Genomic DNA, 23,898 nt, shown 5'->3' on the forward strand with positions numbered 1-23,898 from the left:
CGGTCATGCCATCGCGGCGGATCGTGGTCGCTGGAGCCGGCATTGCCGGGCTCACTGCAGCCATCGCCTTTGCAAGGCATGGCTTCGGCGTTCGCGTCTTCGAACGCTCGCCGGTGCTCGAGGAGGTCGGCGCCGGCCTGCAACTCTCCCCCAACGCGACCCGCATCCTCGACCGTCTCGGTGTTCTCGACCTGGTCAGCCCGTCGACCGTGCGTCCGGAAGCGGTCGTGTTGCGCGATGCGGCAACGCTGAGCGAACGGGCACGCGTTCCGCTGGGGGCAGCCGCAGAACGCCGCTGGAAGGCTCCCTACCTCGTCGCCCATCGCGCCGACCTGCAGAGTGCGCTGCTTGCTCGCGCGACGGAAAGCCCGTTGATCGAGGTCTTGACGGACGCCACGGTCAGCGGGGTCGAGGCGCAGTCCGGCGGCAACAGGATAACCCTCACGCAAGCGGGCATCGTCTCCCACGAGCAAGCCGCGCTGCTGGTTGCGGCAGATGGCGTCTGGTCGACGAGCCGGCGCCTGGTCGGTCCCAACGAAAAGAGCCGCTTCACCGGCGAGTTGGCCTGGCGCACGACGCTTTCCGCCGATGGCGACGTCGGCCGGCATTTTGCCTCGCTAAGTTCGCCGGCCATGGTGACGACCTATCTTCATTCAGGCTTCCACCTGGTCGCCTATCCGATCCGCGCCGGGACTGCGATCAACCTCGCCGCATTCACGCCGGGCAATTCAATTGCCGAGCAGTGGTCGGGGGAGACCGACGCCGGTGCGTTGAAACGCGCGATGCGCGGCACTGCTCCCGGGCTCTCCAGGCTGATCGAGGATGCCGGGCCATGGACGGTCTGGCCGCTGCATGCCGTCGATCAGTCTCGGCCATGGACAGCGCCGAGCGGCATCGCACTCATTGGCGATGCCGCTCATGCGATGACGCCCTTCGCGGCACAGGGCGCGGCGATGGCGATCGAGGACGCCTTTACGCTGGCCGACGCGATTGCCGCCGCCAAGAACACCGCCGATGGCCTGTCGCAGTGGGAGACGTTGCGGAAACCGCGCGTGCGGAAAGTGGCGCGACGCGGCGCGCTCAACCGCCTCGCCTGGCACGCCAGCGGACCGGTCGCGCTCGGGCGCAACATGTTCCTCAAGTTCAAATCGCCGGAAAGCCTCGCAGCCGACATGGACTGGCTTTACGGCTGGACCCCGCCCGGCTGGACCGACGACGGCCGGTTGTAGAGGCCAAGCGACCAGTTCAGCGTCACAGGCAGCGGATTCCACCACCCTGTCGTCAGGCCTGCCTGCCGCAACGCAGCCGCAGTCCAGGTGTTGCAGCCGGCGAGCGCATTGAACTTGCCATTGGCGTCGAAGAAACCGTCATAGGCACCATAGGCGACACCGGGAATGCGCTGAACGCCCGTGGCGCTCCGCACGAAACTGCGCTCGATGAAGTCGAGCATCGAGGCAAACCCGGCCTCGCTGACGTCGAACCTGCTAACCGTCGGTTGCGGCAGGGCGACATCGCCGGCGAGATCGACATGCATCACCGAGCTGTCGAGCGTCAGCGCCGCAAGCACAGGCCCGGGCTTCAGCTCCGACCATGTCGGCGTACCGATATAGAAGGCCTTGCTGCCCCAGCCGAACACCAGATAGCGCGCGCCCGGCAGGCCGGCCTGGATTCCTTCCTCCACCAGGAAGCCGAACCTTTCCAGCACCCCTTCGTCGATCGGTACGGCGATGTCGGTGTGGATCGGATTGGTGAAAACGAGAATGTGGCGCGGGGTTGCACCGCCTGCCGCCGCGCCGCCGAACAGCGGCCTCGGCACCACGGTACCGAGCGCCACACCAACGGCGACCAGCAAGAGAAACACGCCCAGGAGACGGAAGGCTCTTCGCAACGGCTTGGCATTCCTGCTGCTGTTTCGACGGCTCCAACAAAAAGCCCGGCCGAAATGCGACCGGGCTTCTCGAAATATTCCAGCCGAACCTAGTGCAGTATCTGGCTGAGGAAGAGCTTGGTGCGCTCGTGGCGGGGATTGTCGAAGAACTCGCCCGGCGTGTTCTCCTCGACGATCTGGCCCTGGTCCATGAAGATCACCCGGTTGGCGACCTTGCGGGCAAAGCCCATCTCGTGGGTCACGCACAGCATGGTCATGCCCTCTTCGGCGAGGCCGACCATGGTCTCCAGCACTTCCTTGATCATTTCCGGATCGAGCGCCGAGGTCGGCTCGTCGAACAGCATGATGCGCGGGTTCATGCACAGCGAGCGCGCGATCGCCACGCGCTGCTGCTGGCCGCCCGAAAGCTGGCCCGGATACTTGTTGGCCTGCTCGGGGATTTTGACCCGGCGCAGGAAGTGCATCGCCTGCTCTTCGGCCTGCTTCTTCGGCGTCTTGCGCACCCAGATCGGCGCCAGCGTGCAGTTCTCCAGGATGGTCAGGTGCGGGAACAGGTTGAAGTGCTGGAACACCATGCCGACTTCACGGCGGACCTCGTCGATCTTCTTGAGATCGTTGGTCAGTTCCTTGCCGTCGACGATGATCTTGCCCTTCTGGTGTTCCTCCAGCCGGTTGATGCAGCGGATCATGGTCGACTTGCCCGAGCCGGACGGGCCGCAGATGACGATGCGCTCGCCGCGCATGACCCTGAGGTTGATGTCCTTGAGCACGTTGAATTCGCCATACCACTTGTGCATGCCGACGATGTCGATGGCGACATCGGTGTCCGAGATATGCATCTTCGCCCGATCAACCTTGATCTCGTCGGCGCTGACTGCGTTTTCGATGGCCATGGGCCGTTCCCTTATGTTGTTCGTTATCGCTTATGCCCGGTGTCGAGCCGTCGTTCCATGAAAATAGAATAGCGCGACATACCGAAACAGAAAATCCAGAAGACGAGCGCTGCGAAGACCAGGCCCGAAGCCGGCGTCTGCGGAGAAGCCCAGGCCGCATCGGAGAAGTTCTGGCGCACCACGCCGAGCAGGTCGAACATCGAGATGATGTAGACCAGGCTGGTGTCCTTGAACATGCCGATGAAGGTGTTGACGATGCCGGGAATGACCAGCTTCAACGCCTGCGGCAGCACGATCAGCCCCATCTTCTGCCAGTAGCTGAGACCGAGCGAGTCTGCGCCTTCATATTGCCCCTTCGGTATCGCCTGCAGGCCACCGCGCACCACCTCGGCCATGTAGGCAGAAGCAAATAGCGACACGCCGATCAGCGCCCGCAGGAACTTGTCGAAGCTGACACCGGCCGGCAGGAACAGCGGTAGCATGACGCTGGCCATGAACAGCACCGTGATCAGTGGCACGCCGCGCACCGTCTCGATGAAGATGACGCAGAGCATCTTAACCACCGGCATCTTGGAACGCCGTCCGAGCGCAAGCAGGATGCCAACGGGCAGCGAGACCACGATGCCGACGAAGGACAGCGTGAGCGTCACCAGCAGGCCGCCCCAGAGCGGGGTCTCGACATGCGGCAACCCAAACACGCCACCGATCAGCAGGAAGTAAGAAACGACCGGAAGCACCAGGAAGAACAGGACGGCGTTGAGCCCCTTGCGCGGGACGCGTGGAATCAGCAGCGGCACCAGCAGGGCCACGAACATGATTGCCACCAGGATGACGCGCCAACGCTCGTCGAGGGGATAGCGGCCGAACATGAACTGGCCGAACTTCGCCTTGACGAACGCCCAGCAGGCGCCCGACCAGCCGTCGGGCTGGATGCCGCCCTGCGCCACGGTAGCGCAGAAAGTTCGATCGGTGCCGGTCCACTGGGCATTGACGATGGCCCAGTTGAACAGCGGCGGCAGGATCATCGCCACGATGACAAGCCCCACGATCGTCAACGCCGAATCAAACGGGTTGGCGAACAGGTTCTTGCGCATCCAGGCCAGCGGCCCGCGCTCGCGAAGTGGCGCCGGCTGCGGCAGCGCCATTTCGGTACGGACGTATCCGATATCTTGCGACATGCCCGCCCCTACCTTTCCACCAGCGCCATCTTGGCGTTGAACCAGTTCATGAAGGCTGACGTGATCAAGCTGAGACCGAGATAGACAACCATCCAGATGACAACGATCTCGATGGCCTGGCCGGTCTGGTTGAGCACCGTGCCCCCGACCGCGACCAGGTCCGGGTAGCCGATGGCGATCGCCAGCGACGAGTTCTTGGTCAGGTTGAGGAACTGGCTGGTCAACGGCGGAATGACGATGCGCAGCGCCTGCGGCACCACCACCAGCCTGAGCGCCTGCGCGGACCTCAGGCCGAGTGCGGCGGACGCCTCGCTCTGCCCGCTGCTGACGCCGCGAATGCCGGCCCGGACGATCTCGGCGATGAAGGCAGCCGTATAGAACGAAAGGGCGAGATACAGCGACAGGAACTCCGGCTTGATCTGCAGGCCGCCGGTCAGATTGAAGGTCGACTTCTGCGGGAAGTCGAAGCTCAACGGAAAGCCGGTCGCGACCAGCGCCAGGAAAGGCAGGCCGATGATCAGCGCCACCGACGTCCAGAACACGGGAAATGTCGCGCCAGTGGCCATTTGCCTCTGCTTGGCCCGCCGTGCGACGAACCAGGACATGGCAATGCCGAGCAGCAGCGCCACCGGGACCAGCATCGACCCCTCGCCCCAGACCATCTTCGGGAAATAGAAGCCACGGCTGTTGAGGAAGGAGCCGAAGGGCAATTCGATGCTCTCCTTCGGCAGCGGCAGCACCGAAAGCACGCCGAAGTACCAGAAGAAGATGACGAGCAACGGCGGAATGTTGCGGAACAGCTCGACGTAGACCGTGCAGATCTTGCGGATCAGCCAGTTGTGCGACAGCCGGCCGATGCCGATCAGGAAGCCGAGAATCGAAGCGGTGACGATTCCGGCCGCGGCGACGACCAAGGTGTTGATGAAGCCGACAAGCAAAGCGCGCCGATAGGTCGAATCCGAATCGAAGGCGATCAGCGTATCGCTGACGTCAAAGCCGGCCCGACCGTTGAGAAAGGCGAAACCCGAGGCGATGTTGGCGCGCTTGAGGTTTTCGACCGTGTTGCCGATGATCCAGTAGACGAACGCTACAAGCGCTACGACCACCAGGATCTGGAAGAAGATGCCGCGCACCTTCGGATCGTAGAAAAGCGACGCGCGGCCGCCCCCTACGTCTTGGGGAATGTCCTGCGTAGCCATCTGAAGTCCCTCTGAAAGAGTAACCGGAAGGCAGACGACCTGCCTTCCGGACGAGACTTCGGATCAGCGGATGGGCGGCGCGTACTGCAGTCCACCCTTGGTCCAGAGCGCATTGATGCCACGGGCGATCTTAAGCGGGCTGCCCTGGCCGACATTGCGTTCGAAGACTTCGCCGTAGTTGCCCACGGCCTTGACGATGTTGACGACCCAGTCGTTGCCGAGGCCGAGATCGGTACCGATCTTGGTGTCTGCCTCAGTGCCGAGGACGCGCTTGATCTCGGGATTGCCCGATGCCTTCATCTCCTCGACATTGGCCTGGGTGATGCCCAGTTCCTCGGCGGTCAGCAGGCCGAAATAGACCCACTTGACGATGTGGTACCACTTGTCGTCGCCCTGGCGCACGGCAGGTCCGAGCGGCTCCTTGGAGATGATCTCGGGCAGCACGACGTGATCGTCCGGCGAGCTCAGCTTCAGGCGAATGCCATAGAGCCCCGACTGGTCGGTGGTGTAGACGTCGCAACGGCCGGCGTCATAGGCAGCGTCGACCTCTTCCAGCTTCTCGAAGACGACCGGGCTGTACTCCATCTTGTTCGCCTTGAAGTAGTCGGCGAGGTTGAGCTCGGTCGTCGTGCCGGTCTGCACGCAGACGGCGGCGCCCGACAGCTGGAGCGCGGAATTCACGCCCGGCAGCTTCTTGGCGTTGATCATGAAGCCCTGGCCGTCATAGTAGGTGACGCCGACGAAGTTCAGGCCAAGTGCGGTATCGCGATTGATGGTCCAGGTGGTGTTGCGCGACAGCATGTCGATTTCGCCCGACTGAAGTGCCGTGAAGCGCTCCTTGGCCGAAAGCGGCGTGAACTTGACCTTGGTGCCGTCACCAAAGATCGCGGCAGCCACGGCGCGGCAGAAGTCGACGTCGAGACCCTGCCAGTCACCCTTGTCGTTCGGCGCCGAAAAACCGGCCAGGCCGGTGCTGACGCCGCATTGCAGAAACCCCTTAGCCTTGACGTCCTCGAGCGTGCCGGCCGAAGCGGCAGTCGCCATGAGGCCGAGCGCAGCAGCCCCGAGAATGCCTGAAATGATGTATTTCATGACCCACGAACCCTTTTCTGTTTTTTCCAGGCTGTTGCCTGTCTTTTTAATGTGTGAACTCAGCATCCCCTATCCGGCCCATATCCGGATTGCGCACCTTGCCGGTGCGCTTTGCTGCAGTCCGGTTCACAAATGCCATCGAAGGCGATAATTCTTGTTAGGTCAAGCAATAAAGGCCTGCCGACACCGGCTGCACCTTTAGTATTAGTCCGGCCTCGCCGCTAAGCTTCAAAGCGCATTGGACGCCTTGTTCTACGCTCCTGCGACAGGAAGCCTGCCTTGGCGCATCCCCATCGCTGCCGGCAGCATCTTTCCAGGCCTCGGCCGGAAGCCGACACGCCGGGCGGCCAGAAAGCGCGCCATGACCACCGTCAGCACGAAAGCGAACAGAAATCCCGCGAGGACATCGGAGGGATAGTGGGCAATGGCCGGAACGCGAAAGGCCGACAGCACAAGGCAGACGACACCGATCGGCAGCCACTGGCGCGGAGACCAGATCATCAGCACCGCGGCAAGAGCGCCGAGCGTCGTCGAATGCCCCGACGGAAAGCTCGAGAAATACTTGCTCACCACAAACGGGTCGAAATGATAGGCACCAAACTCGCCGAACATCGAGGGACGCGCGCGGCCGATGACGATCTTCACCACATTGACGGCGATGCCGGTAATGGCGACCGCGCCGAACAGGAACGCCGCCTGCCCGAACCAGGAAACGAGCCGGGCCCTGACGCGATAGCCTGAATTTCTCCAGTCCGCCGTGGCCGTCACCAGATAGACCAGCAGCGCCGGCACCAGATACCATTCCGACTTGCCCGCCTGGCTCGCCTCCGCAAGCCAGCCTGTCAACCGGCCGCGGTTGGACAGCATGAAGTCCATCACCCGGGCGTCGACCGTAAACAGCAGCAGGACAATCACCGCACCGCCTGCCGCCAGCCATGTCAGTTCGCGCGTCCAAACCCGCTCGTGCACCCCGATGGGATTGCGCCAGATGCGGCGCCAGGAAACCGACACCGTTTCCGCGAGGCGCCCGAAATGGCCAGCCGGCCAGATCTGGCCCAGCCGAACGGCGGGGCGCGGCGGTTGCGCCGGCCCGGTCGGCGCACTATGGCTGGCGTCTTCGCTGAAAGGGTGCGGATTCATGACTCGAGACAACGGCAGGATCAAAGGCGTCAACACGCGGCTCGCGCATTCCGGGCACGATCCACACGGCTTTCATGGCTTTGTCAATCCGCCGGTCGTCCACGCGTCGACGGTTCTGTATCCCAACGCCGCAACGATGGCGGCGCGTGCTCAAAAATACACATATGGCACCCGTGGAACGCCGACGACGGACGCCCTTTGCGCGGCCATCGACGAACTGGAAGGCTCGACCGGCACCATCGCCGTGCCATCGGGGCTGGCGGCAGTCACCATCCCCCTGCTCGGCTTTCTCTCGTCGGGCGACCACATCCTGATCACCGATTCCGTCTATCACCCGACGCGCCATTTCGCCGACACCATGCTCAAGCGGCTCGGCGTCGAGGTCGACTATTACGATCCGCATGTCGGCGCTGGCATCGCAGCACTCATCAAGCCGAACACCAAGGTCGTGTTCACCGAGTCGCCTGCATCGAACACATTCGAGATCCAGGACATCCCGGCCATCGTCAAAGCGGCGCATGCCGCCGGCGCGATCGTCATGATGGACAACACCTGGGCCACGCCGCTCTATTTCAAGGCGCTCGACTTCGGCGTCGACGTCACCATCCATGCGGCGACCAAATATCCCGCCGGCCATTCCGACGTGCTGAGCGGCACGGTTTCGGCCAACGCCGACTGCTGGCCACGGCTCAGCGAGGCCTTCTTCACCCTCGGCTGCTGCGCCGGCCCGGACGACGTCTACCAGGTGCTGCGCGGCCTGCGCACCATGGGCGTCCGCCTCGCCCACCACGAAAAGAGCGCACTCGACATAGCGCGCTGGCTGGAAAGCCAGCCGGGCGTCTCTCGCGTGCTCCATCCGGGCCTCGAAAGCCACCCCGACCACCAGCTGTTCAAGCGCGACTTCGGCGGCTCGAGCGGCATCTTCTCGGTGGTGCTGTCGGGCGGCGGCCAGAAGAAGGCCCACGCCTTCCTCGATGCGCTCGAGATCTTCGGCCTGGGCTATTCCTGGGGCGGTTTCGAAAGCCTGGCGGTGCCGGTCAACGTCAGCGACCGCCATGTGGCCAAGGGTCCCTATGAGGGTCCGATCATCCGCCTGCAGATCGGGCTTGAAGACATCGCCGACCTCAAGGAAGATATCGCGGCCGGGCTGAAAGCGGCAAACGCGGCGGAGTAAGGCATCCAGGCTTTCGTCCCATCGACACAGATCGACAGCCTGAGGCATGCCGCGACAAGGACAGATTGAGTTTCCGCGAGGAACAACATGACCACGTCCGACCGCCCCGCCGAGATCGCCCACTGGACCGAAGTCGAGCGCCCCGACGGCGAGACGTTTTCCGGCACTGACGAATTGCGGGCTCTCGGCGCGCCACTTGCTGTGTATTTCGGCCTGCAGCGGCTCGGCATGCACCACATGCGGTTGCCGCCGGGCCGGCGCACGTCTTTCCCCCATGCCGAAAGCCTGGAGGAGGAGTTCGTCCACGTGCTGGAGGGCGAACCCGACGTCTGGCTCGACGGCAAGCTGCATCGGCTGAAGCCCGGCGATTCCGTCGGCTTCCCGGCAGGCACGGGGCTGGCGCACAGCTTCCTCAACAACACCGAAACCGACGTGCGGCTGCTGGTTGTCGGCGAAACCAACAAGGCCGAAAACCGCATCGTCTATCCCGTCAATCCCGAGCGCAAGGCGATGCGCAACGACTGGTGGGACGACGCGCCTCAGCGCGTCCTCGGCGACCATGACGGCGTGCCCGACCGGTTGCGCCCCAATCGCTGAAAACGGACATTGGGGAAAGTGAACGATCATTGTCCTGATGGGGCCCGCGCCCTACAGATACGAAATCGTGGACAGAAAACGAACCGGGAGCCTGATCAATTGTTCAGGCCCGTGCGGTGTGTGCCCTGCGAAGGACAGGCTGTCACCGGGTCCCATGAGATATCGCATCGAACCGATCCGGTAGGTCATTTCACCCTCCAACAGGTACAAGAACTCCATTCCGAAATGTTCGAGCGGTGGAAAGGCGTCTGTCTCCTTGTCCAAGGTGAAGAGGTAGGTTTCGACCGTCGGACTGCTCGCATGAGTGCCAAAGTACCCGAGCAGTTTGTAGCGCTGGGCAGCGCGGGCCTCACCCATTTCAAACGCAGTTTCGGCCCCGGCCGGAACGAAGATGGCGTTGCCCTCGTATTCTCGACCTCGCAGGAACGTGGTGAGAGGGACGTCGAGCGCACGCGACAGCGCCTGGAGCGTGGCCAACGACGCGGAAATCACTCCGTTCTCGATTTTCGACATCATACCGACGGAAATGCGCGAAGCGCGCGCGAGATCGGCCGCCGTCATGCCAAGCCGCGTGCGGCAGGCACGCACCTGTATCCCGATTGCCAGTTCAAGCGGATTCTCGCCGGATCCATTGCCTGAACCAGGGTACTGGTGCGGCGGCATTGACGTACTCATCCTGGCACCTTCCGCTGTCTGGAATGCGCAGCCTTATTGCCCCGAGGCATGGGCGACTGGCCAAAAGTTGGATTGAACGGAGCGCGCCTCCCCCCGGGGCAGCGCACAAGCTGACCGGCGTTGGTCGCGCGGCATGCGCCCAGCGGAGAATCCCGCTGGGCGCATCGCTTGCTCAGACCGTTTCGGACGGCCGTCTCGGCTTGCCGTCTGCCGAGATGCAGCGCGCGATACCGCAACGGCGGTAGTAGTCCGCCGCTTCCCGCATCTCCCGGTCCTCATCAACGATGCAGCGGTAGTGCCACCAGACCCAGAAGCATACCGCGCCTGCCACCAGCAGCCATTCGAAGCCCTGGAAGGGGTAGAAGGCACCGATGGTGTCGAGATTGGTCCAATCAGTCAGTCCGGGTTCCATAGATTATGTCTCCTCCACGTTGTTGACGGTCATGAGCGCGCAGCCTCGTTGCGCTCCAGGGCTTCGAACTCGGTGACCACACCGGCGCCATAGGGATAGATGTCCCGATTGTGCCAGGTGTCGGCACCTGCCAGTTCGACTTCAAACGGTTCGCGCAGGATGCCCATGCGCTGCAGCACCTTGGCCACGACCCAGGTGGCAAGAAAGCCGAACACCCCGAAGGTGAGAATCGCACCGATGATCATGCCGATGGGGTTGATCGCCGGGTCTCCCGCCGGCGTCGTGCCGAGCCAACCGACAGATCCTGCCCAGTTCTGCACATCGGGTGCGGCCGGTGCGGCGGGATAGCCCCACAGGACAAAGCCGCATACGATGAGCCCCCAAACGCCCGCATAGCCGTGAACCGCAATGGCCCCGACAGGATCGTCGATGCGGAAACGGCGCTCGACATAATGGTGAAGCTTGAACGCGATCGCCGCGCCCGATGCGCCGATGAACATCGCCACCAGCGGGTGGTAGAGATCATTGCCCGCCGAGGCAGCGATGATGCCGGCAAGGCCCCCGGACAGCGTCCAGAACGGATCGCCGCGGCTGACCACATAAGCCGCCATCAGACCACCGGCGAGCGACATCAGGAAGTTGAAGGTGATGGCCGAGAGCGTGGTGGGCGTTCCATAGATGGTCGTCGCCGCGAACCGGACGGTTTCGGCGTCGCGGCTCACATCGACGATCGGAATGTTGCAGGCCGCATAGAAGCCCCAGAAGCCCGTGTAGATGATGAACAGGCCAAGAACCGAGAGGAAGGAGTTGTGCGGCTTGATCTCGCGGACCTCGCCGTTCGGACCAAACTTGCCGATGCGGGGTCCCAGCACGATCGTCAGCGCCAGGCAGGCGCCGCCGGCGATGGCGTGGATGACGCCCGATGCGTAAGCATCGTGATAGCCGAGCAACTGCGTCGTCCAGCCGGTGGCGTTCCAGCCCCAGGAGGCGTGCCAGATCCAGGTGACCGATCCGACAAGGACGGACAGGATCATGAAGGCGCCGGTTCTCACCCGTTCAATCGCCACGCCGGACAGGATGGCGCTCATCACCCAGGAAAACAGCAGGAATGCCGCCCAGAACACGCCCTGTATGTTGTCCTGGAAATTGGGGCCCATCTGCTCTGCCCAAGGCAGTGCCGCAGCCGTTGCCGCATTGGATATGACGCCGCCGAAGAGAAACGGCCCGTTGTTGAACGCCCAGTAGATCCACCAGGCAAACAGGAACCAGGTGACCGTCACCAGCGCCAGGCTCATCGTGTGGCGGACCAGGGTCTGGTTGAGATTTTTGGGACGGGTGACGCCGAATTCATAGGCGAGCAGACCGGCATGAATGAGAAACATCATGACGACCGTGACCCAGTAGTAAAACTCAGTGAAAATCGTCGTTAGTGCAGTTAGTTCGTTATTCATATGTTCCCCTACAATTCTGTTTCCATGGGCGGCAGACAACAGTCAGCCCCTCCATCAGGCGCATGGCGCGATGGTCGAACAGCTCCTCCCCAGGGCGGCAGCGGACACCTGAAACGACCAATGGCTTGCTCGGCGCGATGACTCGGCCAGCCACAGCTCTATTCATGGTCATTCGACGGAGTGATGGACGCTCAGACGTCAGAAAAATGCCACGGCGTGCGAGGCATTGGACACACACCCAAGCGTCAGAACCGCTTCCGAATGATACGCGACGGCCTCCTTACTCTCGTCAGCGTAAGAGAAGGGCCGTCCCTTGGTGTGTATCGAGGCGCAGGTCGTCCTGCACAGTAGGAAGTTTACTTTCCTATCAGTGGAAATCAACTGGTCGGCATCGATTATTTTTCGAAAATGACCGGCGATGGTAAGATGGCCATTCCGGCAGGTTGGCTCACAGTAAAATGAAGCATTGCGTCGGACGGAAAGCTCAAGGTAGTACCTGGAACACACGCGCGCGGCCTAATTGCGTGGGCGAACTGTTGATAGGGTGACATGCGCTTTCACTGCCGTACGGGCTTCGGAATCTTCTGTGTTCTAGCTTTGGCGACCGGCGCCCAAGCGCAGGATCTCACCGCTCATGACTGGTCGGGCGTGTACCTTGGAGCCAGCATTGGCGGGGTCGGCGGCTCTGGAAAGGTCGAAGCCACGACCTCGGACGGCTTTGTCGGATCCTACTTTACCTCTCCCGATCCCGAGCAGATTGCCGCGACTGTGGCCGGTCCCCTTTCGCAATGGAGAGCCACTGGCGGCGTATTCGCCGGCTATGGACAGCAATGGGACAATCTCTACCTGGCGGTCGAGGGCAGTGCGAATAGTTTGAGCTTTGATGGCTCTCGCTCGTCCGGCGCTGTTTATCTTTCGAACCCGGACGGACAGTTCACCCACAGGCTGTCAGCCACGGCTGATTGGCAGGCAACGGTACGTGCTCGGTTGGGCCTGGCACAGGATCGATGGCTTGGCTACGTGACGGGCGGCGCTGCGGTTACGCGCATCAAGCTGGACGCTACGTTTGCCGATGACTTCTTGGGCGCAGGCGCGGCTGGCCACAGCGCAAGCGACGACACCGTGTTGGGTTTCGTATTGGGCTCGGGCGGCGAATACGCACTGAACGACCGATGGACCGCCAGGGTCGAGTATCTCTATGCCGACTACGGTAAGGTGAGCACGTCGTCCGTTGTCACCAATCCCGCTTTTCCGGTATTTTCGAATGATCTGGATACCTCATTCAGGTTCCGGACCCACACAATATCTGTCGGGCTGCACCATCGCTTCTGATCGCGGTTCCGCAGAACGGCGAACGCATCCCGGCCTGCTGCGATGAATGCTAGAAGTGTGACCAAGGCCCATTCGCGAAACAAGTTTCGAAGCCTTGTCCCCAAGCATGATCTAGACCTGAAAGATAAGATGGCGATCCCGACAGGATTCGAACCTGTGACCATCGGCTTAGAAGGCCGGTGCTCTATCCAGCTGAGCTACGGGACCGCTGGCCGGCCACCGTCGGGCCGGCATGGCAATGCCTGGGAACGTCAGTGCGTCCAGGGCGTCCTGCGGTCATACCGGAAATTGTCCGAGTAAGAAATCTGCCGGCGCTTGGCTTCCTTCGGCTCCTGAACACGGAAGGCGATGCCTTCGCGCTCGGCATAGGCGACGGCCTCTTCGCGGGTCTCGAAGGTCAGGCGGATCTGGCTCTTCATGTCGCCTGAGCTGGTGTAGCCCATCAGCGGGTCGATCTTCTTCGGCTTCTCGGCGTCGAATTCGAGCACCCAGTGCCCGGTCTTGGCTTTGCCCGACTGCATTGCGGTCTTGGCGGGGCTGAAAATTCGCGCGGACATAATTCCCTCACTTGTGAGTCCGCAGCGTGCGCGGACGTCCAGATGCGACCGTCATTTACTGCGCAATCGTCATTGCTGCAAGGCGAAAGCCGGTTTCCGCTTTTTTGCCCTTGCCATGTCGAGCGGAAGCCACTAGGCACGGCGTCGAAATGTGATTTCGGAGTGTAGCGCAGTCTGGTAGCGCATCTGGTTTGGGACCAGAGGGTCGGGAGTTCGAATCTCTCCACTCCGACCATTCGCACCTGGCAACCCGCCACCAATCCATCGCCAAGAACCGTCAATGCATGACTGTCAGAAGACAGCGCGCTGGCCCGTGCAACCAAGTTCGTCCGTTGCCGTGGGCGATCAGTGCTGGGTATGGACGTCGCGAAGGCCCCGCCCGCAGCCGGAACAGACCAATTCGGCTCTCCGCAGCCTCAGCCCTTCCTGAAATTGCGCTGGTAGGTGTCCTGGATCAGCTTGCGCGAAGCTTCCTCGGCACCGGCCTCGTCCTTGGCCTCGATGGCGATGGCAATCGCCTCGTGCATCGACAGGGAGTGGCCGATGCCACCGAAGGTGCGCATCGTCTTGGGGATACTGACGGTCAGTGCGGCTCGGATCACCGATGAAACCGGCAGCAGGAAGCGGTTGTGGGCGGCCTGGATGATCTGGAGGTGGAAGGCAATGTCGGCCTCCACCGACTGCCGCTCGTCGTCATACTGGCGCGACATCGCCTCGAAGGCGCGGCGAATGCCTGCCCGATCGGCAGCCGTCGAACGGCGCGCCGCCAGCCCGGCAGCCATCGGCTCGATGGACAGGCGAATCTCGAACAGTTCCTCGGCCAGCGTCTCGCTGCTTTCGGAATCGTCCTGCCATGACAGCACGGTGGGGTCGAGCGTGTTCCACCGGTCGGCCGGCAAAACCCGTGTGCCCATGCGCGGCTTGGCCTCGATGAACCCCTTGGTCGACAGGATCTTCAGCGCCTCGCGCAGGGTCGTGCGGCTGACCTGGAGGCTCGACAGAAGCTCCAGCTCCTTCGGCAGCATGTCGCCCGGCTTGAGGTCGCCGCGCGTGATGCGGCGGCCGATCTCGGCGGCGATCTGGGCCGGCAAGCCGCGTTCCTGCATCAGCATTGGCTTGGTCATGGCATCCGGTCCCGACATGGATTTTCCGCAGTAACAGCCGGCACGGCACAGCGCGCCAGAAATCCCGGCGGCGCGCTGCCATAATTCACAGCATTGGCTGCAATACAACCAGTGCCTACGCCATGGTCCTGCACTGCAGAGGCCCGAGATCGGCGGCGAAGCGGTCGATCATCGCAAGCCCGGTCGCATTCGGACGCAAGGCCGGGCCGCGATCGTGGACGGTCAGTCCGCTGCGCAGGGCAAACAGACGCTTGCCGTAGCAGAGCAGATTCTCCAAACCCTGCATGGTGGAGACTACCGCCGGAAGCATCCTGCGATAGGTCGCCAGCGCCCCCTCTTTGTCAGCAGCGCGGAAGCTGTCGTAGGCTGCGACCGCATAGTCGATGCAATCGGGCGCCAGGATCAGCCCGCGGCAGCCGATGCGCAGATTGTCGAGCATCTCCAGCCCGGCCCGCCCGTTGAAGATCGGCAGCTTTCCGCCGGTCGCCTCGACAAGCCCGGCGATGTCGACCACCGGTCCCTCGCCTTTCACCAACTGGATGTTGGGATGCTGGCGCACGAGATCGCTGATTTCGGCGGAGCTCAGCCCGCGGCCCATGAAGGCCGGCGCATTCTGGATGGCGACGGGCAGATCGGTCGCCTCGGCCACGCGGCCGAAGAAGCGGATATATTCGGCGGCACCATACTGGCCGACCATCGGCGGCTGCAGGATCAGCCAATCGGCACCGACGCCTTCGGCGTGGCGGACCTGAGCGATCTGCTCGGCGATGGACGAGCCGAAGATGGTCAGCGCCAGCGGCACGCGTCCGCCGGTGTCCTCCGCGATCCAGTCCATGACGGTGCGGCGTTCGGCTTCGGTCAGCTTGGACACTTCGGTGGCGAGGCCGAGCGCGGCCATGCCGTGGACGCCAGCCGACAGGCAGACCTCGACCTGACGGCGCATGGCCTCACGGTCGAGCTGCTCCTTTTCATCGAACAGCGCGTAGAGGATGGCGTGGATGCCGTGCATGTCGGCGACCGGAAAACGGGACATCGGCATCTCCCTCAATGGCTTTCGCGCGGCACGTCATGGCCGCGGCAGCCGACCAGGAAATCGAGGTCAGCACCGCGGTCGGCCTGCAAGACACGCTCGACATAGAGGCTCTGGTACCCGCCCTGCATGTCCGGCACGGGCGGCGTCCAGCTTTGGCGGCGGCGCGCGAGCTCGTCGTCCGATACTTCGAGGTGCAGGCGGCGGTTCTCGACGTCGAGCTCGATCATGTCGCCATCCTGGACGAGCGCGAGCGGCCCACCGACGGCCGCTTCAGGCGCGGCATGCAGCACGACGGTGCCAAAGGCAGTGCCCGACATGCGGGCGTCCGAGATGCGGACCATGTCGCGCACGCCCTTCTCGAGCAGCTTCTGCGGCAGGGCCATGTTGCCTACCTCGGCCATGCCCGGATAACCCTTGGGACCGCAGTTCTTGAGCACCATCACGCAGGTTTCGTCGATGTCGAGCGCCGGGTCGTCGACGCGTGCCTTGTAGTGCTCGATGTTCTCGAAGACGACGGCGCGGCCGCGGTGGCGCATCAGTTCGGGCGACGCGGCCGAAGGCTTCAGGATCGCGCCGTTGGGGGCGAGATTGCCCCGCAGCACGGCGATGCCGCCCTGGGCGGTCAGTGCCTTGTCGCGCGGCAGGATGACCTCGTCGTTGAAATTCTCCGCGCCGGCGATGTTTTCGCCCACCGTCTTGCCGGTGACCGTCAGGGCGTCGAGATCGAGCAGGTCGGCGATCTCCTTCATCACCGCCGGCAGGCCACCGGCATAGCAGAATTCCTCCATGAGGAACTGGCCGGAAGGCATGAGGTTCAGAATGGTCGGAGTATCGCGGCCGTAGCGGTCCCAATCATCGAGCGAAAGCTCGGCGCCGATGCGGCCGGCAATCGCCAGCAGGTGGACGACCGCATTGGTCGAGCCGCCGATCGCGCCGTTGACGCGAATCGCGTTGGCGAAGGCCTTGAGCGTGAGGATTTTCGAAAGGCGCAGGTCTTCCTTGACCATGTCGACGATGCGCCGTCCCGAAAGGCGGGCGAGCCGCGCGCGGTGCGCGTCGACAGCCGGATATGCGGCGTTGCCCGGCAGGGCCAAGCCAAGCGATTCCACCATCGACGCCATGGTCGAGGCCGTGCCCATGGTCATGCAGTGGCCGGGCGAGCGCGACATGGCGCTTTCGGCGGCGGCGAATTCCTGCTCGGTCATGACACCGGCGCGCACATCCTCGGAGAACTTCCAGACATCGGTGCCCGAACCGATGGCCTTGCCGCGGAAGCGACCATTGAGCATCGGCCCGCCGGAGACGACGATCGCCGGCACATCGCAGGAGGCGGCCCCCATCACCAGCGACGGCGTGGTCTTGTCACAGCCGGCCATCAGCACGACGCCATCCATCGGGTTGCCGCGAATGGCTTCCTCGACATCCATGGAGGCGAGATTGCGGAACAACATCGCCGTTGGACGCAGGTTCGATTCTCCGCAGGAGAAGACCGGGAATTCGAGCGGCAGGCCGCCGGCTTCCAGAATGCCGGCCTTCACGTGCTCGACGAGCCCGCGGAAGTGGGCATTGCAGGGCGTGAGTTCTGAGAAGGTATTGCAGATGCCGATCACCGGGCGGCCGTCGAAGGCATCGTCCGGCAGGCCGTTGTTCTTCATCCAGCTGCGGTGGATGAAGGCATCCTTGCCGAAGCCTCCGAACCAGGCCTGAGAACGCAATTTCCGTGTCACGTCTTGTCTATCCCGTTGTTGCTCGGCGCCTTGCAGCGCCGATGGGCTTGAACGCGCCTGCGGCCATCTTGGCTCGCCCGCGCAGACGCCGGAACTGCAGGAATGATGGCGGCGGATGTTCCCAGCAAGCCTGCCGGCACTCCTCCTCGCGCTACCTCCCTCGAGCCGACGCATGCGACGCTCGATTCCACAAGCAGTCAAGCAATCAGTCTTGTTTTCTCTTATAATCGGAGTTATTGGGACGTCAAGAGCATCCAATTTGCCTGGGAGGGCGCGTGAGCGAGTTCGTTTCGTGGACAGCGGGAGAGACGTCGGTCGCAGGCCTTGCGATCCGCGGCATCGAACCGCCGACGCCCGGCGTTTCCGCCGGCCAGAATGAATGCTCGGCGGCGCTGGCGCGGCACTCGGTCGCGCGCAGCAAGGCGCAATCGCCCAGGCCCATGAGTTGATCCATCGGGGGCGGCGCTCTCGCCACCACCCCGGTCATCCCCGAAATCACAACCCAAGAGAGGAGTTAACATGCGTCTCAAAGCGCTCGCATTCACGCTGGCTGCAGCCGTCAGCCTCGTCGGCCTTGCCGGCCAGGCAACTGCCGCCCGGCTCGGGCATGGCATGCCGGCAGAGCACCCCCAGGCCGTAGCCATGAAGAAGTTCGCCGAAGACGTCGCCAAGGCGACCGAAAACCGCGTCGAGATCCAGGTCTTCGACGGCGGCATCCTCGGCGGCGACGACAAGATGCTGCAGGCCGCGCAGAGCGGCACGCTCGAACTCTACATCGGCGGCGTCGCGCCGCTCTCCGGCAGGATCAAGGAAGTCCAGATTTTCGACTTCCCGTTCATGTTTGCGAACCGCGAGGAAGCCGGCGCCGTGCTGAACGGTCCGATCGGCCGCAAGATGCTCGATCGCATGTCGGAGATCGGCCTGACCGGTCTCGCCTGGAGCGAGTTCGGCTTCCGCAACCTGACCAACGGCCAAAAGCCGATCAAGTCGGTCGACGACATTTCGGGTCTGAAGCTGCGCGTCATGCAGAACCCGGTGGCTCTCGACACCTGGAAGGCACTGGGTGCCAACGCCGTGACGATGTCCTTCTCCGAGGTGTTCTCAGCGCTGGAGACCAAGGCGCTGGACGGCCAGGAAAACCCGCTCGCCCACATCTATGCCAACCGCATCTACGAGGTGCAGAAGTACATCACGGTGACCAACCACGTCTATTCGCCGGTGGCCATCGTCGCCTCCAAGACCTGGTTCGAAGGCCTGTCGGAAGCTGACCGCAAGGCTGTGATGACCGCTGCCGCCGACGCTTCGGCCTACCAGGCCAAGCTGATCGCTGAAAACGAAGGCAAGATCACCGACCAGCTCAAGGCAACCGGCATCGAGATCGATGCGATGCCGGACGCCGAACTCGCCAAGATGCGCGAGATCGTCAAGCCGGTGGTCGACAAATACACCGCGTCGGTCGGCGCCGACTTCGTGGCGGAATTCACCGCCGCCGTCGAAGCCGCGCGCAAGGGCGCAGCCAACTGACACGCAAGCCAAGAGATGCCGCAGGCGGGAACGCCTGCGGCATCTCCGCATGTGTCCCTGATCCATTCGGGAGGTCCGAACAATGACGCGTCTCGTCGACAGATTTTTTCAGCTGCTTGAAACCGTCATGGTGGTCTGCATAGCCGGCATGTTCGTGATGGTGCTTGGCAACGTCATCTTGCGCGCCGGGTTCAACACCGGCATCGACATCTCCGAAGAGCTGCCGCGCTTCCTGTTCATCTGGCTGACCTTCATCGGGGCCGTGGTGGCGATGCGGGAGAACCGGCATCTCGGCGTCGACACCGTCGTCCTGGCACTGCCCGTCAGGTGGCGGCGGATATGCTGGACGATCTCCCAGATCCTGATCTTCGTGTGCAGCGTCTACATCTTCGTCGGCACCTTCATGCAGCACGAGATCAACGCCAACACCATTTCGACGGTCATGCAGCTGCCCATGAGCTGGGTCTACGGCGTGACCCTCATAACCGGCGCGCTGATGGCTGCGCTCTGCATCCACAATCTGGTTCGTCTGGCGCGTGGCCAGGTCCGCGACGACGAACTCATTCAGGTCGAGGAAGAAGGCATGCACGAGGTCGATTCCAGCGTTCAGGCGGCGCGCAAATCATGACCATCCTCATCTTCGTCGTTTCGCTGCTTGGGGCGATGGCGATCGGCATGCCGGTCGCAATGGCCCTCGTCGTGTCGGGCCTCGCCCTGATGTTCCACATGGGCATGACCGATCCCCAGATCATCGTGCAGAACATGTGGGACGGCGCCAACAGCTTCCCTCTGCTTGCCGTGCCGTTCTTCATGCTGGCCGGCGAATTCATGAATGCCGGCGGCATCACCCGGCGCATCATCCACATGGCTATGGCGTGGGTGGGACACCTGCGCGGCGGCCTCGGCTTCGTGGCGATCGGTGCTGCCGTCGTCATGGCCTCGCTCTCCGGCTCGGCCGTCGCTGACACGGCAGCGCTGGCCGCAGTGCTGCTGCCGATGATGCGGCAGGCAGGCTACGACCCCTACCGCTCCGGCGGCCTGATCGCAGCCGGCGGCATCATCGCTCCCGTCATCCCGCCGTCCATCGGCATGATCCTGTACGGCGTCGCCGCCCAGGTCTCGATCTCCAAGCTTTTCCTCGCCGGCATCGTGCCCGGCATCCTCATGGGCACGTCGCTGCTGGTGACGTGGATGTATGTCGCCCGCAAGGACAAGATCGAGGTGGCGCCCAAGCCGCCGCTCAAGGAGCGGCTTCGCCTCACGCTCGACAGCTTCTGGGGCCTGATGCTGCCGGTCATCATCATCGGCGGTCTCAAGGGCGGCTTCTTCACGCCGACCGAAGCCGCTGTCGTGGCGGCCATGTACGCCTTGATCATCGGCCTGTTCGTCAACCGCGAGCTGAAGTTTGGCCAGCTCTACGGTCTCCTGCTCAATGCCGCGAAGACGACGTCGGTGGTGATGTTCCTGGTCGCAGCAGCCTCGGTCTCGGCCTGGCTGATCGCCGCGGCCAACATGCCGGCCCAGATGGTGGCGCTGCTGGAGCCGATCATGGACAACCAGATGCTGCTCATCCTGGTGCTGATGGTGCTGGTGCTGATCGTCGGCAGCGCGCTCGACTTCGCGCCCACCATCCTGATCCTGACCCCGGTTCTGGTGCCGGTGCTGAAGCAGGCCGGCATCGACCCGGTCTATTTCGGCGTGCTGTTCATCATGAACAACGCGATCGGGCTGATCACCCCGCCCGTCGGCACGGTGCTCAACGTCGTCTGCGGCGTCGGCAACATGCGCATGGGCAAGCTGATGAAGGGCATCTGGCCGTTCCTCCTGGCCGAGACCGTGGTGCTGTTCCTGCTCGTGCTGTTCCCCGAACTGGTGATGGCACCGATGCGCTGGATGAGCCAGTGACGACGCCAACGCTCCCGAAATCACGCCAAGGATCGCCTACATGAGCATCTCGCAGGATACCTCCATAGCCTCGACCGCAGCGCAGGGCGATGCGTTCTGCGTGGCGGTCGACTGGGGCACCAGCAGCTTCCGAGCCTGGCTTCTGGCCCGGGACGGCAAGGTGCTGGCGGAAAGCCGCGGGCCAGAGGGCATGACGCATTGCGTGACGTCGGGCTTCGAGCCGGTGCTGCGCGCGCACCTGGTGAAGCTGGCGGCACCGGCATCCCTGCCGATCCTGATCTGCGGCATGGCCGGGGCGCGTCAGGGCTGGGTCGAGGCGCCCTATGTCGACGCGCCGACACGGCTGACCGACTTCGCGACCAGAGCCGTCCGCGTGCCGAACGGCTTTGCCGACATCCGCATCCTGCCCGGCATCGCCCAGCGCGACCCGCTGGCGCCCGAGGTGATGCGCGGGGAAGAGACCCAGCTTCTCGGTCTCGGCGCGGGTGTGGCGCGCCAGCTCGTCTGCATGCCGGGCACCCACAGCAAATGGGTGGTGCTCGAAGATGGCTGGCTGAGGCGGTTTGCGACCCTGATGACAGGCGAGCTCTTCGGCCTGCTCAGCAAACATTCCACCCTCGCCTTCGCCATCGAGGCCGACGTCAAGTTCGGCACCGATGCGCCGGCCTTCCTCAACGCCCTCGACAAGGGCGCTGCAGACCCGTGCCTGGCATTGAGCAGGCTGTTCGGCGTCCGCGCCGCGCAACTGCTCGGCTTCGAGACCAGGAGCGATGGCGCGGCACACCTCTCCGGCCTGCTGATCGGGGCTGAAGTGCTGGCCGCCAGGCAGAACTTCCCCGACCACGCCGACGTCACCCTGGTGGCCTCGGGGTCGGTGGCCGATCTCTATCGGGCGGCACTCCAGCGCGTCGGCTTGAACGTCAAGCACGTCGACGCCGACCACGCCGTCCGCCAGGGCCTTTATCTGGCCGCGCATTCACTCTGGGCATAAGGAACAAAGAACATGGCCTCAATCATCGCCTGGCCGCAGCTGCAGCGTTCGCTCGTCGCCATCCTGCGCGGCATCAAGCCGGCGGAAGCCGAATCGATCGTCGGCACGCTGGTCGAGGAAGGCTTCGAACTGATCGAGATCCCGCTCAACTCGCCAGATCCCTACACCTCGATTCGCAAGGCGGTAGACGCATTCGGCAGCACGTGCGTGATCGGTGCCGGAACCGTGCTTTCCGCCGAACAGGTCGACCGGCTGGCCGATGCGGGCGGCCGCCTCGTGGTCAGCCCGAACATCGAACCTTCGGTGATCGCGCGCGCGTCGGAGCACAAGATGCTGACCATGCCGGGCGTCTTCACGCCGACCGAAGCGTTGCTGGCGATCAAATGCGGAGCGTCCGCGCTCAAGTTCTTCCCCGGCAGCGTGCTCGGCACAAGCGGGGTCGCGGCGATCAAGACCATCCTGCCCGCCGAAACGATCGTCGGTGTCGTCGGCGGCGTCTCAGAGGCGTCTTTCGCAGACTTCAGAAAGATCGGCGTGTCGACCTTCGGCACGGGGTCAAACCTCTATGCGCCGGGCGACGACGCAGCGACAGTGCGCGGCAAGGCCCGCCGGTTGATCGCGGCCTACGATCAGGCAGCAGAGATCAACTAACCTCCCTGCATTGCCGGCCGGCAAAACCGGCGCGCCGCACTGCAACACTCCGGCACGCGATAAGAATCTGGATGTAATCCGCAGCAATCGCGTGCCGCGGTCCCAAAATACCGGCTGATCAAGCACGCCAACACCAGGATTGCGACATTTGGGCACCTGCCGCGGAGTTTGCCGGCGGCAGACGTGATGCTATCCTTCTACTTGGGTGGGAGTAGCGAACGATTGCCGGAACTTTCCGAGAGATTCATCGACCAGATCTACGAAGCTTCCTTCGTACCGGAGAAATGGCCGACATTGCTTGAAGGCCTCGCGCATGCTGTCGAGGGCATGGGCGGCTATCTGTTCACTATCAGCCAGGGCGCCTCGGCCTTTACCGCATCGGAAGCTGTCGCGCCGCATGTGGAAGCGTTCATGCGCGAAGGCTGGGTGGCCGTCAACGCACGCACCGCACGCGCCTCGGCCCTCGCCCATCCAGGTTTCATCACCGACCTCGACGCCTTCACCGAAGAAGAACTGGACAGCGAGCCCATCTATCGCGACTTCCTCCGCCCGAGAGGCATGGGCTGGGCAGCGGGCACGCACATCCCGCTTCCGACGGGGGACGTGCTGTCCTTCAATCTCGAACGTCGGACAGTCCGAGGTCCCTTCGAGCGGCATTATGTCGATTCCCTCGATCGCATGCGGCCACACTTGGCGCGCGCCGCCATGGTCAGCGCCCGCATGGGCCTGGAAAAAGCACACGCCGGCGCCGACGCGCTGGAGGCGCTGGGCCTGCCGGCAGCGGTGCTGGGCGCGCACGGACAATTGCTGGCCTGCAACGGGCTGATGCACGAATTGATCCCGGCCACCATCCAGGACGGCACCGGTCGCGCCCGGATCACGGACAAGAAAGCCGACGCGCTGCTTGAGAATGCACTGACCGCCCTGGCCGCCGGCACAAGGCGCGGCATCGTCCAGTCGTTTCCGATCACCGGTCGCGACGGCAAGCCGTCCAGCGTCGCCCATCTCCTGCCGGTGCGCGGTTCGGTGCACGACCTGTTCAGCCGCATCCACTGCATCCTCGTCATCATGCCCCTGCCCGGCCCCGGCGCGCCGCCGGCCAATGTGCTGCAGGCACTGTTCGACCTGACGCCGAGCGAAGCGCGAATCGCGTCGGCGCTGGCCGATGGCCGGTCGATCGATGCCATCAGCACGGATTTTGGCATCGCGCGGGAGACCGTGCGCACGCATCTGCGCTCGATCTTCGCCAAATCGGGCGTTTCCAAGCAATCGGCCCTGGTCCGTCTGCTGATCGGGGTGACCCTGTCTTGCGGTTCCCTGAAGGGTGGCTAGACGATAGGCCTACTCGACAGCTG

General features: G+C 63.5%; 24 protein-coding genes and 2 tRNA genes. 12 read left to right on the top strand and 14 right to left on the bottom strand.

All coding sequences use genetic code 11. The features are described from left to right. Window positions 1–5: 5 nt before the first annotated feature. Window positions 6–1,229 carry an FAD-dependent monooxygenase gene (locus GGR00_RS04690; protein ID WP_055978840.1) on the top strand — a complete coding sequence of 408 codons (1,224 nt, stop codon included), beginning with the start codon at window positions 6–8 and terminating at the stop codon, window positions 1,227–1,229. Here the strand turns inward: GGR00_RS04690 and GGR00_RS04695 are convergent. From GGR00_RS04695 to GGR00_RS04720, 6 genes are all read right to left on the bottom strand, one after another. Next, window positions 1,184–1,888 (bottom strand): TIGR02117 family protein, encoded by a 705-nt coding sequence (locus tag GGR00_RS04695; RefSeq protein ID WP_055978838.1) that lies wholly within the window; start codon window positions 1,886–1,888, stop codon window positions 1,184–1,186. The two genes, GGR00_RS04690 and GGR00_RS04695, sit on opposite strands and share 46 nt — an antisense overlap. A gap of 89 nt (window positions 1,889–1,977) precedes the next feature. Next, window positions 1,978–2,781: an amino acid ABC transporter ATP-binding protein gene (locus GGR00_RS04700; RefSeq protein ID WP_055978835.1), complete on the bottom strand. Its 804-nt coding sequence runs from the start codon at window positions 2,779–2,781 to the stop codon at window positions 1,978–1,980. Between the two features lie 23 nt (window positions 2,782–2,804). Then, complete coding sequence (locus GGR00_RS04705) at window positions 2,805–3,959, bottom strand: amino acid ABC transporter permease (RefSeq protein ID WP_055978831.1); 1,155 nt, start codon at window positions 3,957–3,959, stop codon at window positions 2,805–2,807. Between the two features lie 8 nt (window positions 3,960–3,967). Continuing rightward, window positions 3,968–5,158 carry an amino acid ABC transporter permease gene (locus tag GGR00_RS04710; RefSeq protein WP_055978829.1) on the bottom strand — a complete coding sequence of 397 codons (1,191 nt, stop codon included), beginning with the start codon at window positions 5,156–5,158 and terminating at the stop codon, window positions 3,968–3,970. Between the two features lie 63 nt (window positions 5,159–5,221). Next, complete coding sequence (locus tag GGR00_RS04715) at window positions 5,222–6,250, bottom strand: amino acid ABC transporter substrate-binding protein (protein WP_055979263.1); 1,029 nt, start codon at window positions 6,248–6,250, stop codon at window positions 5,222–5,224. A 252-nt stretch (window positions 6,251–6,502) separates the two neighbouring features. Continuing rightward, window positions 6,503–7,390 (bottom strand): phosphatase PAP2 family protein, encoded by an 888-nt coding sequence (locus GGR00_RS04720; protein ID WP_055978826.1) that lies wholly within the window; start codon window positions 7,388–7,390, stop codon window positions 6,503–6,505. Here GGR00_RS04720 and GGR00_RS04725 point away from each other — a divergent pair. Next, window positions 7,389–8,564: a cystathionine beta-lyase gene (locus tag GGR00_RS04725; RefSeq protein WP_055978823.1), complete on the top strand. Its 1,176-nt coding sequence runs from the start codon at window positions 7,389–7,391 to the stop codon at window positions 8,562–8,564. The two genes, GGR00_RS04720 and GGR00_RS04725, sit on opposite strands and share 2 nt — an antisense overlap. A gap of 87 nt (window positions 8,565–8,651) precedes the next feature. Next, complete coding sequence (locus GGR00_RS04730) at window positions 8,652–9,161, top strand: cupin domain-containing protein (RefSeq protein ID WP_184698272.1); 510 nt, start codon at window positions 8,652–8,654, stop codon at window positions 9,159–9,161. A 51-nt stretch (window positions 9,162–9,212) separates the two neighbouring features. On the opposite strand, the gene GGR00_RS04735 is transcribed toward GGR00_RS04730, so the two are convergent. From GGR00_RS04735 to GGR00_RS04745, 3 genes are all read right to left on the bottom strand, one after another. Next, window positions 9,213–9,824: a helix-turn-helix domain-containing protein gene (locus GGR00_RS04735; RefSeq protein ID WP_162244943.1), complete on the bottom strand. Its 612-nt coding sequence runs from the start codon at window positions 9,822–9,824 to the stop codon at window positions 9,213–9,215. A 184-nt stretch (window positions 9,825–10,008) separates the two neighbouring features. After that, complete coding sequence (locus GGR00_RS04740) at window positions 10,009–10,248, bottom strand: hypothetical protein (RefSeq protein WP_055978814.1); 240 nt, start codon at window positions 10,246–10,248, stop codon at window positions 10,009–10,011. 29 nt (window positions 10,249–10,277) lie between these two features. Next, the gene (locus GGR00_RS04745) at window positions 10,278–11,699 is read right to left on the bottom strand and encodes an ammonium transporter (RefSeq protein WP_082496668.1); all 1,422 of its coding nucleotides are present in this window, start codon (window positions 11,697–11,699) and stop codon (window positions 10,278–10,280) included. Window positions 11,700–12,248: 549 nt separating this feature from the next. Between GGR00_RS04745 and GGR00_RS04750 the strand changes: the two genes are divergently transcribed. Beyond that, complete coding sequence (locus GGR00_RS04750; protein ID WP_082496667.1) at window positions 12,249–13,031, top strand: outer membrane protein; 783 nt, start codon at window positions 12,249–12,251, stop codon at window positions 13,029–13,031. Between the two features lie 130 nt (window positions 13,032–13,161). Here GGR00_RS04750 and GGR00_RS04755 read toward each other — a convergent pair. Together GGR00_RS04755 and GGR00_RS04760 are read right to left on the bottom strand one after the other, a co-directional pair. Then, window positions 13,162–13,238, bottom strand: a tRNA-Arg gene (locus GGR00_RS04755). A gap of 44 nt (window positions 13,239–13,282) precedes the next feature. Next, window positions 13,283–13,588, bottom strand: a complete 306-nt coding sequence (locus GGR00_RS04760) for an ETC complex I subunit (protein ID WP_055978808.1) — start codon at window positions 13,586–13,588, stop codon at window positions 13,283–13,285. Between the two features lie 158 nt (window positions 13,589–13,746). Between GGR00_RS04760 and GGR00_RS04765 the strand changes: the two genes are divergently transcribed. After that, window positions 13,747–13,823, top strand: a tRNA-Pro gene (locus GGR00_RS04765). Window positions 13,824–14,004: 181 nt separating this feature from the next. Here GGR00_RS04765 and GGR00_RS04770 read toward each other — a convergent pair. The 3 genes from GGR00_RS04770 to araD all read right to left on the bottom strand — a co-directional run bounded on the left by GGR00_RS04770 (window position 14,005) and on the right by araD (window position 17,472). Further along, window positions 14,005–14,730 (bottom strand): FadR/GntR family transcriptional regulator, encoded by a 726-nt coding sequence (locus GGR00_RS04770; RefSeq protein ID WP_055978806.1) that lies wholly within the window; start codon window positions 14,728–14,730, stop codon window positions 14,005–14,007. 97 nt (window positions 14,731–14,827) lie between these two features. Further along, the gene (locus GGR00_RS04775) at window positions 14,828–15,745 is read right to left on the bottom strand and encodes a dihydrodipicolinate synthase family protein (protein ID WP_055979260.1); all 918 of its coding nucleotides are present in this window, start codon (window positions 15,743–15,745) and stop codon (window positions 14,828–14,830) included. A gap of 11 nt (window positions 15,746–15,756) precedes the next feature. After that, a complete protein-coding gene (gene araD / locus GGR00_RS04780) occupies window positions 15,757–17,472 on the bottom strand; it encodes an L-arabinonate dehydratase (protein ID WP_055978804.1) in 1,716 nt (571 codons plus the stop codon). A gap of 275 nt (window positions 17,473–17,747) precedes the next feature. Between araD and GGR00_RS04785 the strand changes: the two genes are divergently transcribed. The 7 genes from GGR00_RS04785 (at window position 17,748) to GGR00_RS04815 (ending at window position 23,875) form a co-directional block, all read left to right on the top strand. After that, window positions 17,748–17,921 (top strand): hypothetical protein, encoded by a 174-nt coding sequence (locus GGR00_RS04785; RefSeq protein ID WP_156381323.1) that lies wholly within the window; start codon window positions 17,748–17,750, stop codon window positions 17,919–17,921. A 70-nt stretch (window positions 17,922–17,991) separates the two neighbouring features. Continuing rightward, the gene (locus GGR00_RS04790; protein ID WP_055978801.1) at window positions 17,992–18,996 is read left to right on the top strand and encodes a TRAP transporter substrate-binding protein; all 1,005 of its coding nucleotides are present in this window, start codon (window positions 17,992–17,994) and stop codon (window positions 18,994–18,996) included. 82 nt (window positions 18,997–19,078) lie between these two features. After that, complete coding sequence (locus GGR00_RS04795) at window positions 19,079–19,624, top strand: TRAP transporter small permease (protein WP_055978798.1); 546 nt, start codon at window positions 19,079–19,081, stop codon at window positions 19,622–19,624. Further along, window positions 19,621–20,901, top strand: coding sequence for a TRAP transporter large permease (locus GGR00_RS04800; protein WP_055978796.1), 1,281 nt, complete (start codon window positions 19,621–19,623; stop codon window positions 20,899–20,901). Before GGR00_RS04795 ends, GGR00_RS04800 begins: the two co-directional genes overlap by 4 nt. Before the next feature lie 40 nt (window positions 20,902–20,941). Then, window positions 20,942–21,892: a 2-dehydro-3-deoxygalactonokinase gene (locus tag GGR00_RS04805; protein ID WP_184698274.1), complete on the top strand. Its 951-nt coding sequence runs from the start codon at window positions 20,942–20,944 to the stop codon at window positions 21,890–21,892. 12 nt (window positions 21,893–21,904) lie between these two features. Beyond that, entirely contained in the window at window positions 21,905–22,543 is a 639-nt protein-coding gene (locus GGR00_RS04810) for a 2-dehydro-3-deoxy-6-phosphogalactonate aldolase (protein WP_184698276.1), read from the top strand. Window positions 22,544–22,765: 222 nt separating this feature from the next. After that, window positions 22,766–23,875, top strand: a complete 1,110-nt coding sequence (locus tag GGR00_RS04815; protein ID WP_184698278.1) for a helix-turn-helix transcriptional regulator — start codon at window positions 22,766–22,768, stop codon at window positions 23,873–23,875. The last annotated feature ends 23 nt before the right edge of the window (window positions 23,876–23,898 follow it).

Source organism: Aminobacter aganoensis (assembly GCF_014206975.1).
Taxonomy (GTDB): domain Bacteria; phylum Pseudomonadota; class Alphaproteobacteria; order Rhizobiales; family Rhizobiaceae; genus Aminobacter; species Aminobacter aganoensis.

Excerpts from the sequence above, each read along its gene's own strand:
- GGR00_RS04735 (WP_162244943.1), bottom strand. The coding sequence starts at position 9,824 with ATGCCGCCGCACCAGTACCCTGGTTCAGGCAATGGATCCGGCGAGAAT.
- GGR00_RS04730 (WP_184698272.1), top strand. The coding sequence starts at position 8,652 with ATGACCACGTCCGACCGCCCCGCCGAGATCGCCCACTGGACCGAAGTC.
- GGR00_RS04740 (WP_055978814.1), bottom strand. The coding sequence starts at position 10,248 with ATGGAACCCGGACTGACTGATTGGACCAATCTCGACACCATCGGTGCC.
- GGR00_RS04690 (WP_055978840.1), top strand. The coding sequence starts at position 6 with ATGCCATCGCGGCGGATCGTGGTCGCTGGAGCCGGCATTGCCGGGCTC.
- GGR00_RS04775 (WP_055979260.1), bottom strand. The coding sequence starts at position 15,745 with ATGTCCCGTTTTCCGGTCGCCGACATGCACGGCATCCACGCCATCCTC.
- GGR00_RS04795 (WP_055978798.1), top strand. The coding sequence starts at position 19,079 with ATGACGCGTCTCGTCGACAGATTTTTTCAGCTGCTTGAAACCGTCATG.
- GGR00_RS04805 (WP_184698274.1), top strand. The coding sequence starts at position 20,942 with ATGAGCATCTCGCAGGATACCTCCATAGCCTCGACCGCAGCGCAGGGC.
- GGR00_RS04710 (WP_055978829.1), bottom strand. The coding sequence starts at position 5,158 with ATGGCTACGCAGGACATTCCCCAAGACGTAGGGGGCGGCCGCGCGTCG.
- GGR00_RS04810 (WP_184698276.1), top strand. The coding sequence starts at position 21,905 with ATGGCCTCAATCATCGCCTGGCCGCAGCTGCAGCGTTCGCTCGTCGCC.
- GGR00_RS04770 (WP_055978806.1), bottom strand. The coding sequence starts at position 14,730 with ATGTCGGGACCGGATGCCATGACCAAGCCAATGCTGATGCAGGAACGC.
- GGR00_RS04725 (WP_055978823.1), top strand. The coding sequence starts at position 7,389 with ATGACTCGAGACAACGGCAGGATCAAAGGCGTCAACACGCGGCTCGCG.
- GGR00_RS04800 (WP_055978796.1), top strand. The coding sequence starts at position 19,621 with ATGACCATCCTCATCTTCGTCGTTTCGCTGCTTGGGGCGATGGCGATC.
- GGR00_RS04790 (WP_055978801.1), top strand. The coding sequence starts at position 17,992 with ATGCGTCTCAAAGCGCTCGCATTCACGCTGGCTGCAGCCGTCAGCCTC.
- GGR00_RS04760 (WP_055978808.1), bottom strand. The coding sequence starts at position 13,588 with ATGTCCGCGCGAATTTTCAGCCCCGCCAAGACCGCAATGCAGTCGGGC.
- GGR00_RS04715 (WP_055979263.1), bottom strand. The coding sequence starts at position 6,250 with ATGAAATACATCATTTCAGGCATTCTCGGGGCTGCTGCGCTCGGCCTC.
- GGR00_RS04745 (WP_082496668.1), bottom strand. The coding sequence starts at position 11,699 with ATGAATAACGAACTAACTGCACTAACGACGATTTTCACTGAGTTTTAC.
- GGR00_RS04720 (WP_055978826.1), bottom strand. The coding sequence starts at position 7,390 with ATGAATCCGCACCCTTTCAGCGAAGACGCCAGCCATAGTGCGCCGACC.
- GGR00_RS04705 (WP_055978831.1), bottom strand. The coding sequence starts at position 3,959 with ATGTCGCAAGATATCGGATACGTCCGTACCGAAATGGCGCTGCCGCAG.
- GGR00_RS04700 (WP_055978835.1), bottom strand. The coding sequence starts at position 2,781 with ATGGCCATCGAAAACGCAGTCAGCGCCGACGAGATCAAGGTTGATCGG.
- GGR00_RS04750 (WP_082496667.1), top strand. The coding sequence starts at position 12,249 with ATGCGCTTTCACTGCCGTACGGGCTTCGGAATCTTCTGTGTTCTAGCT.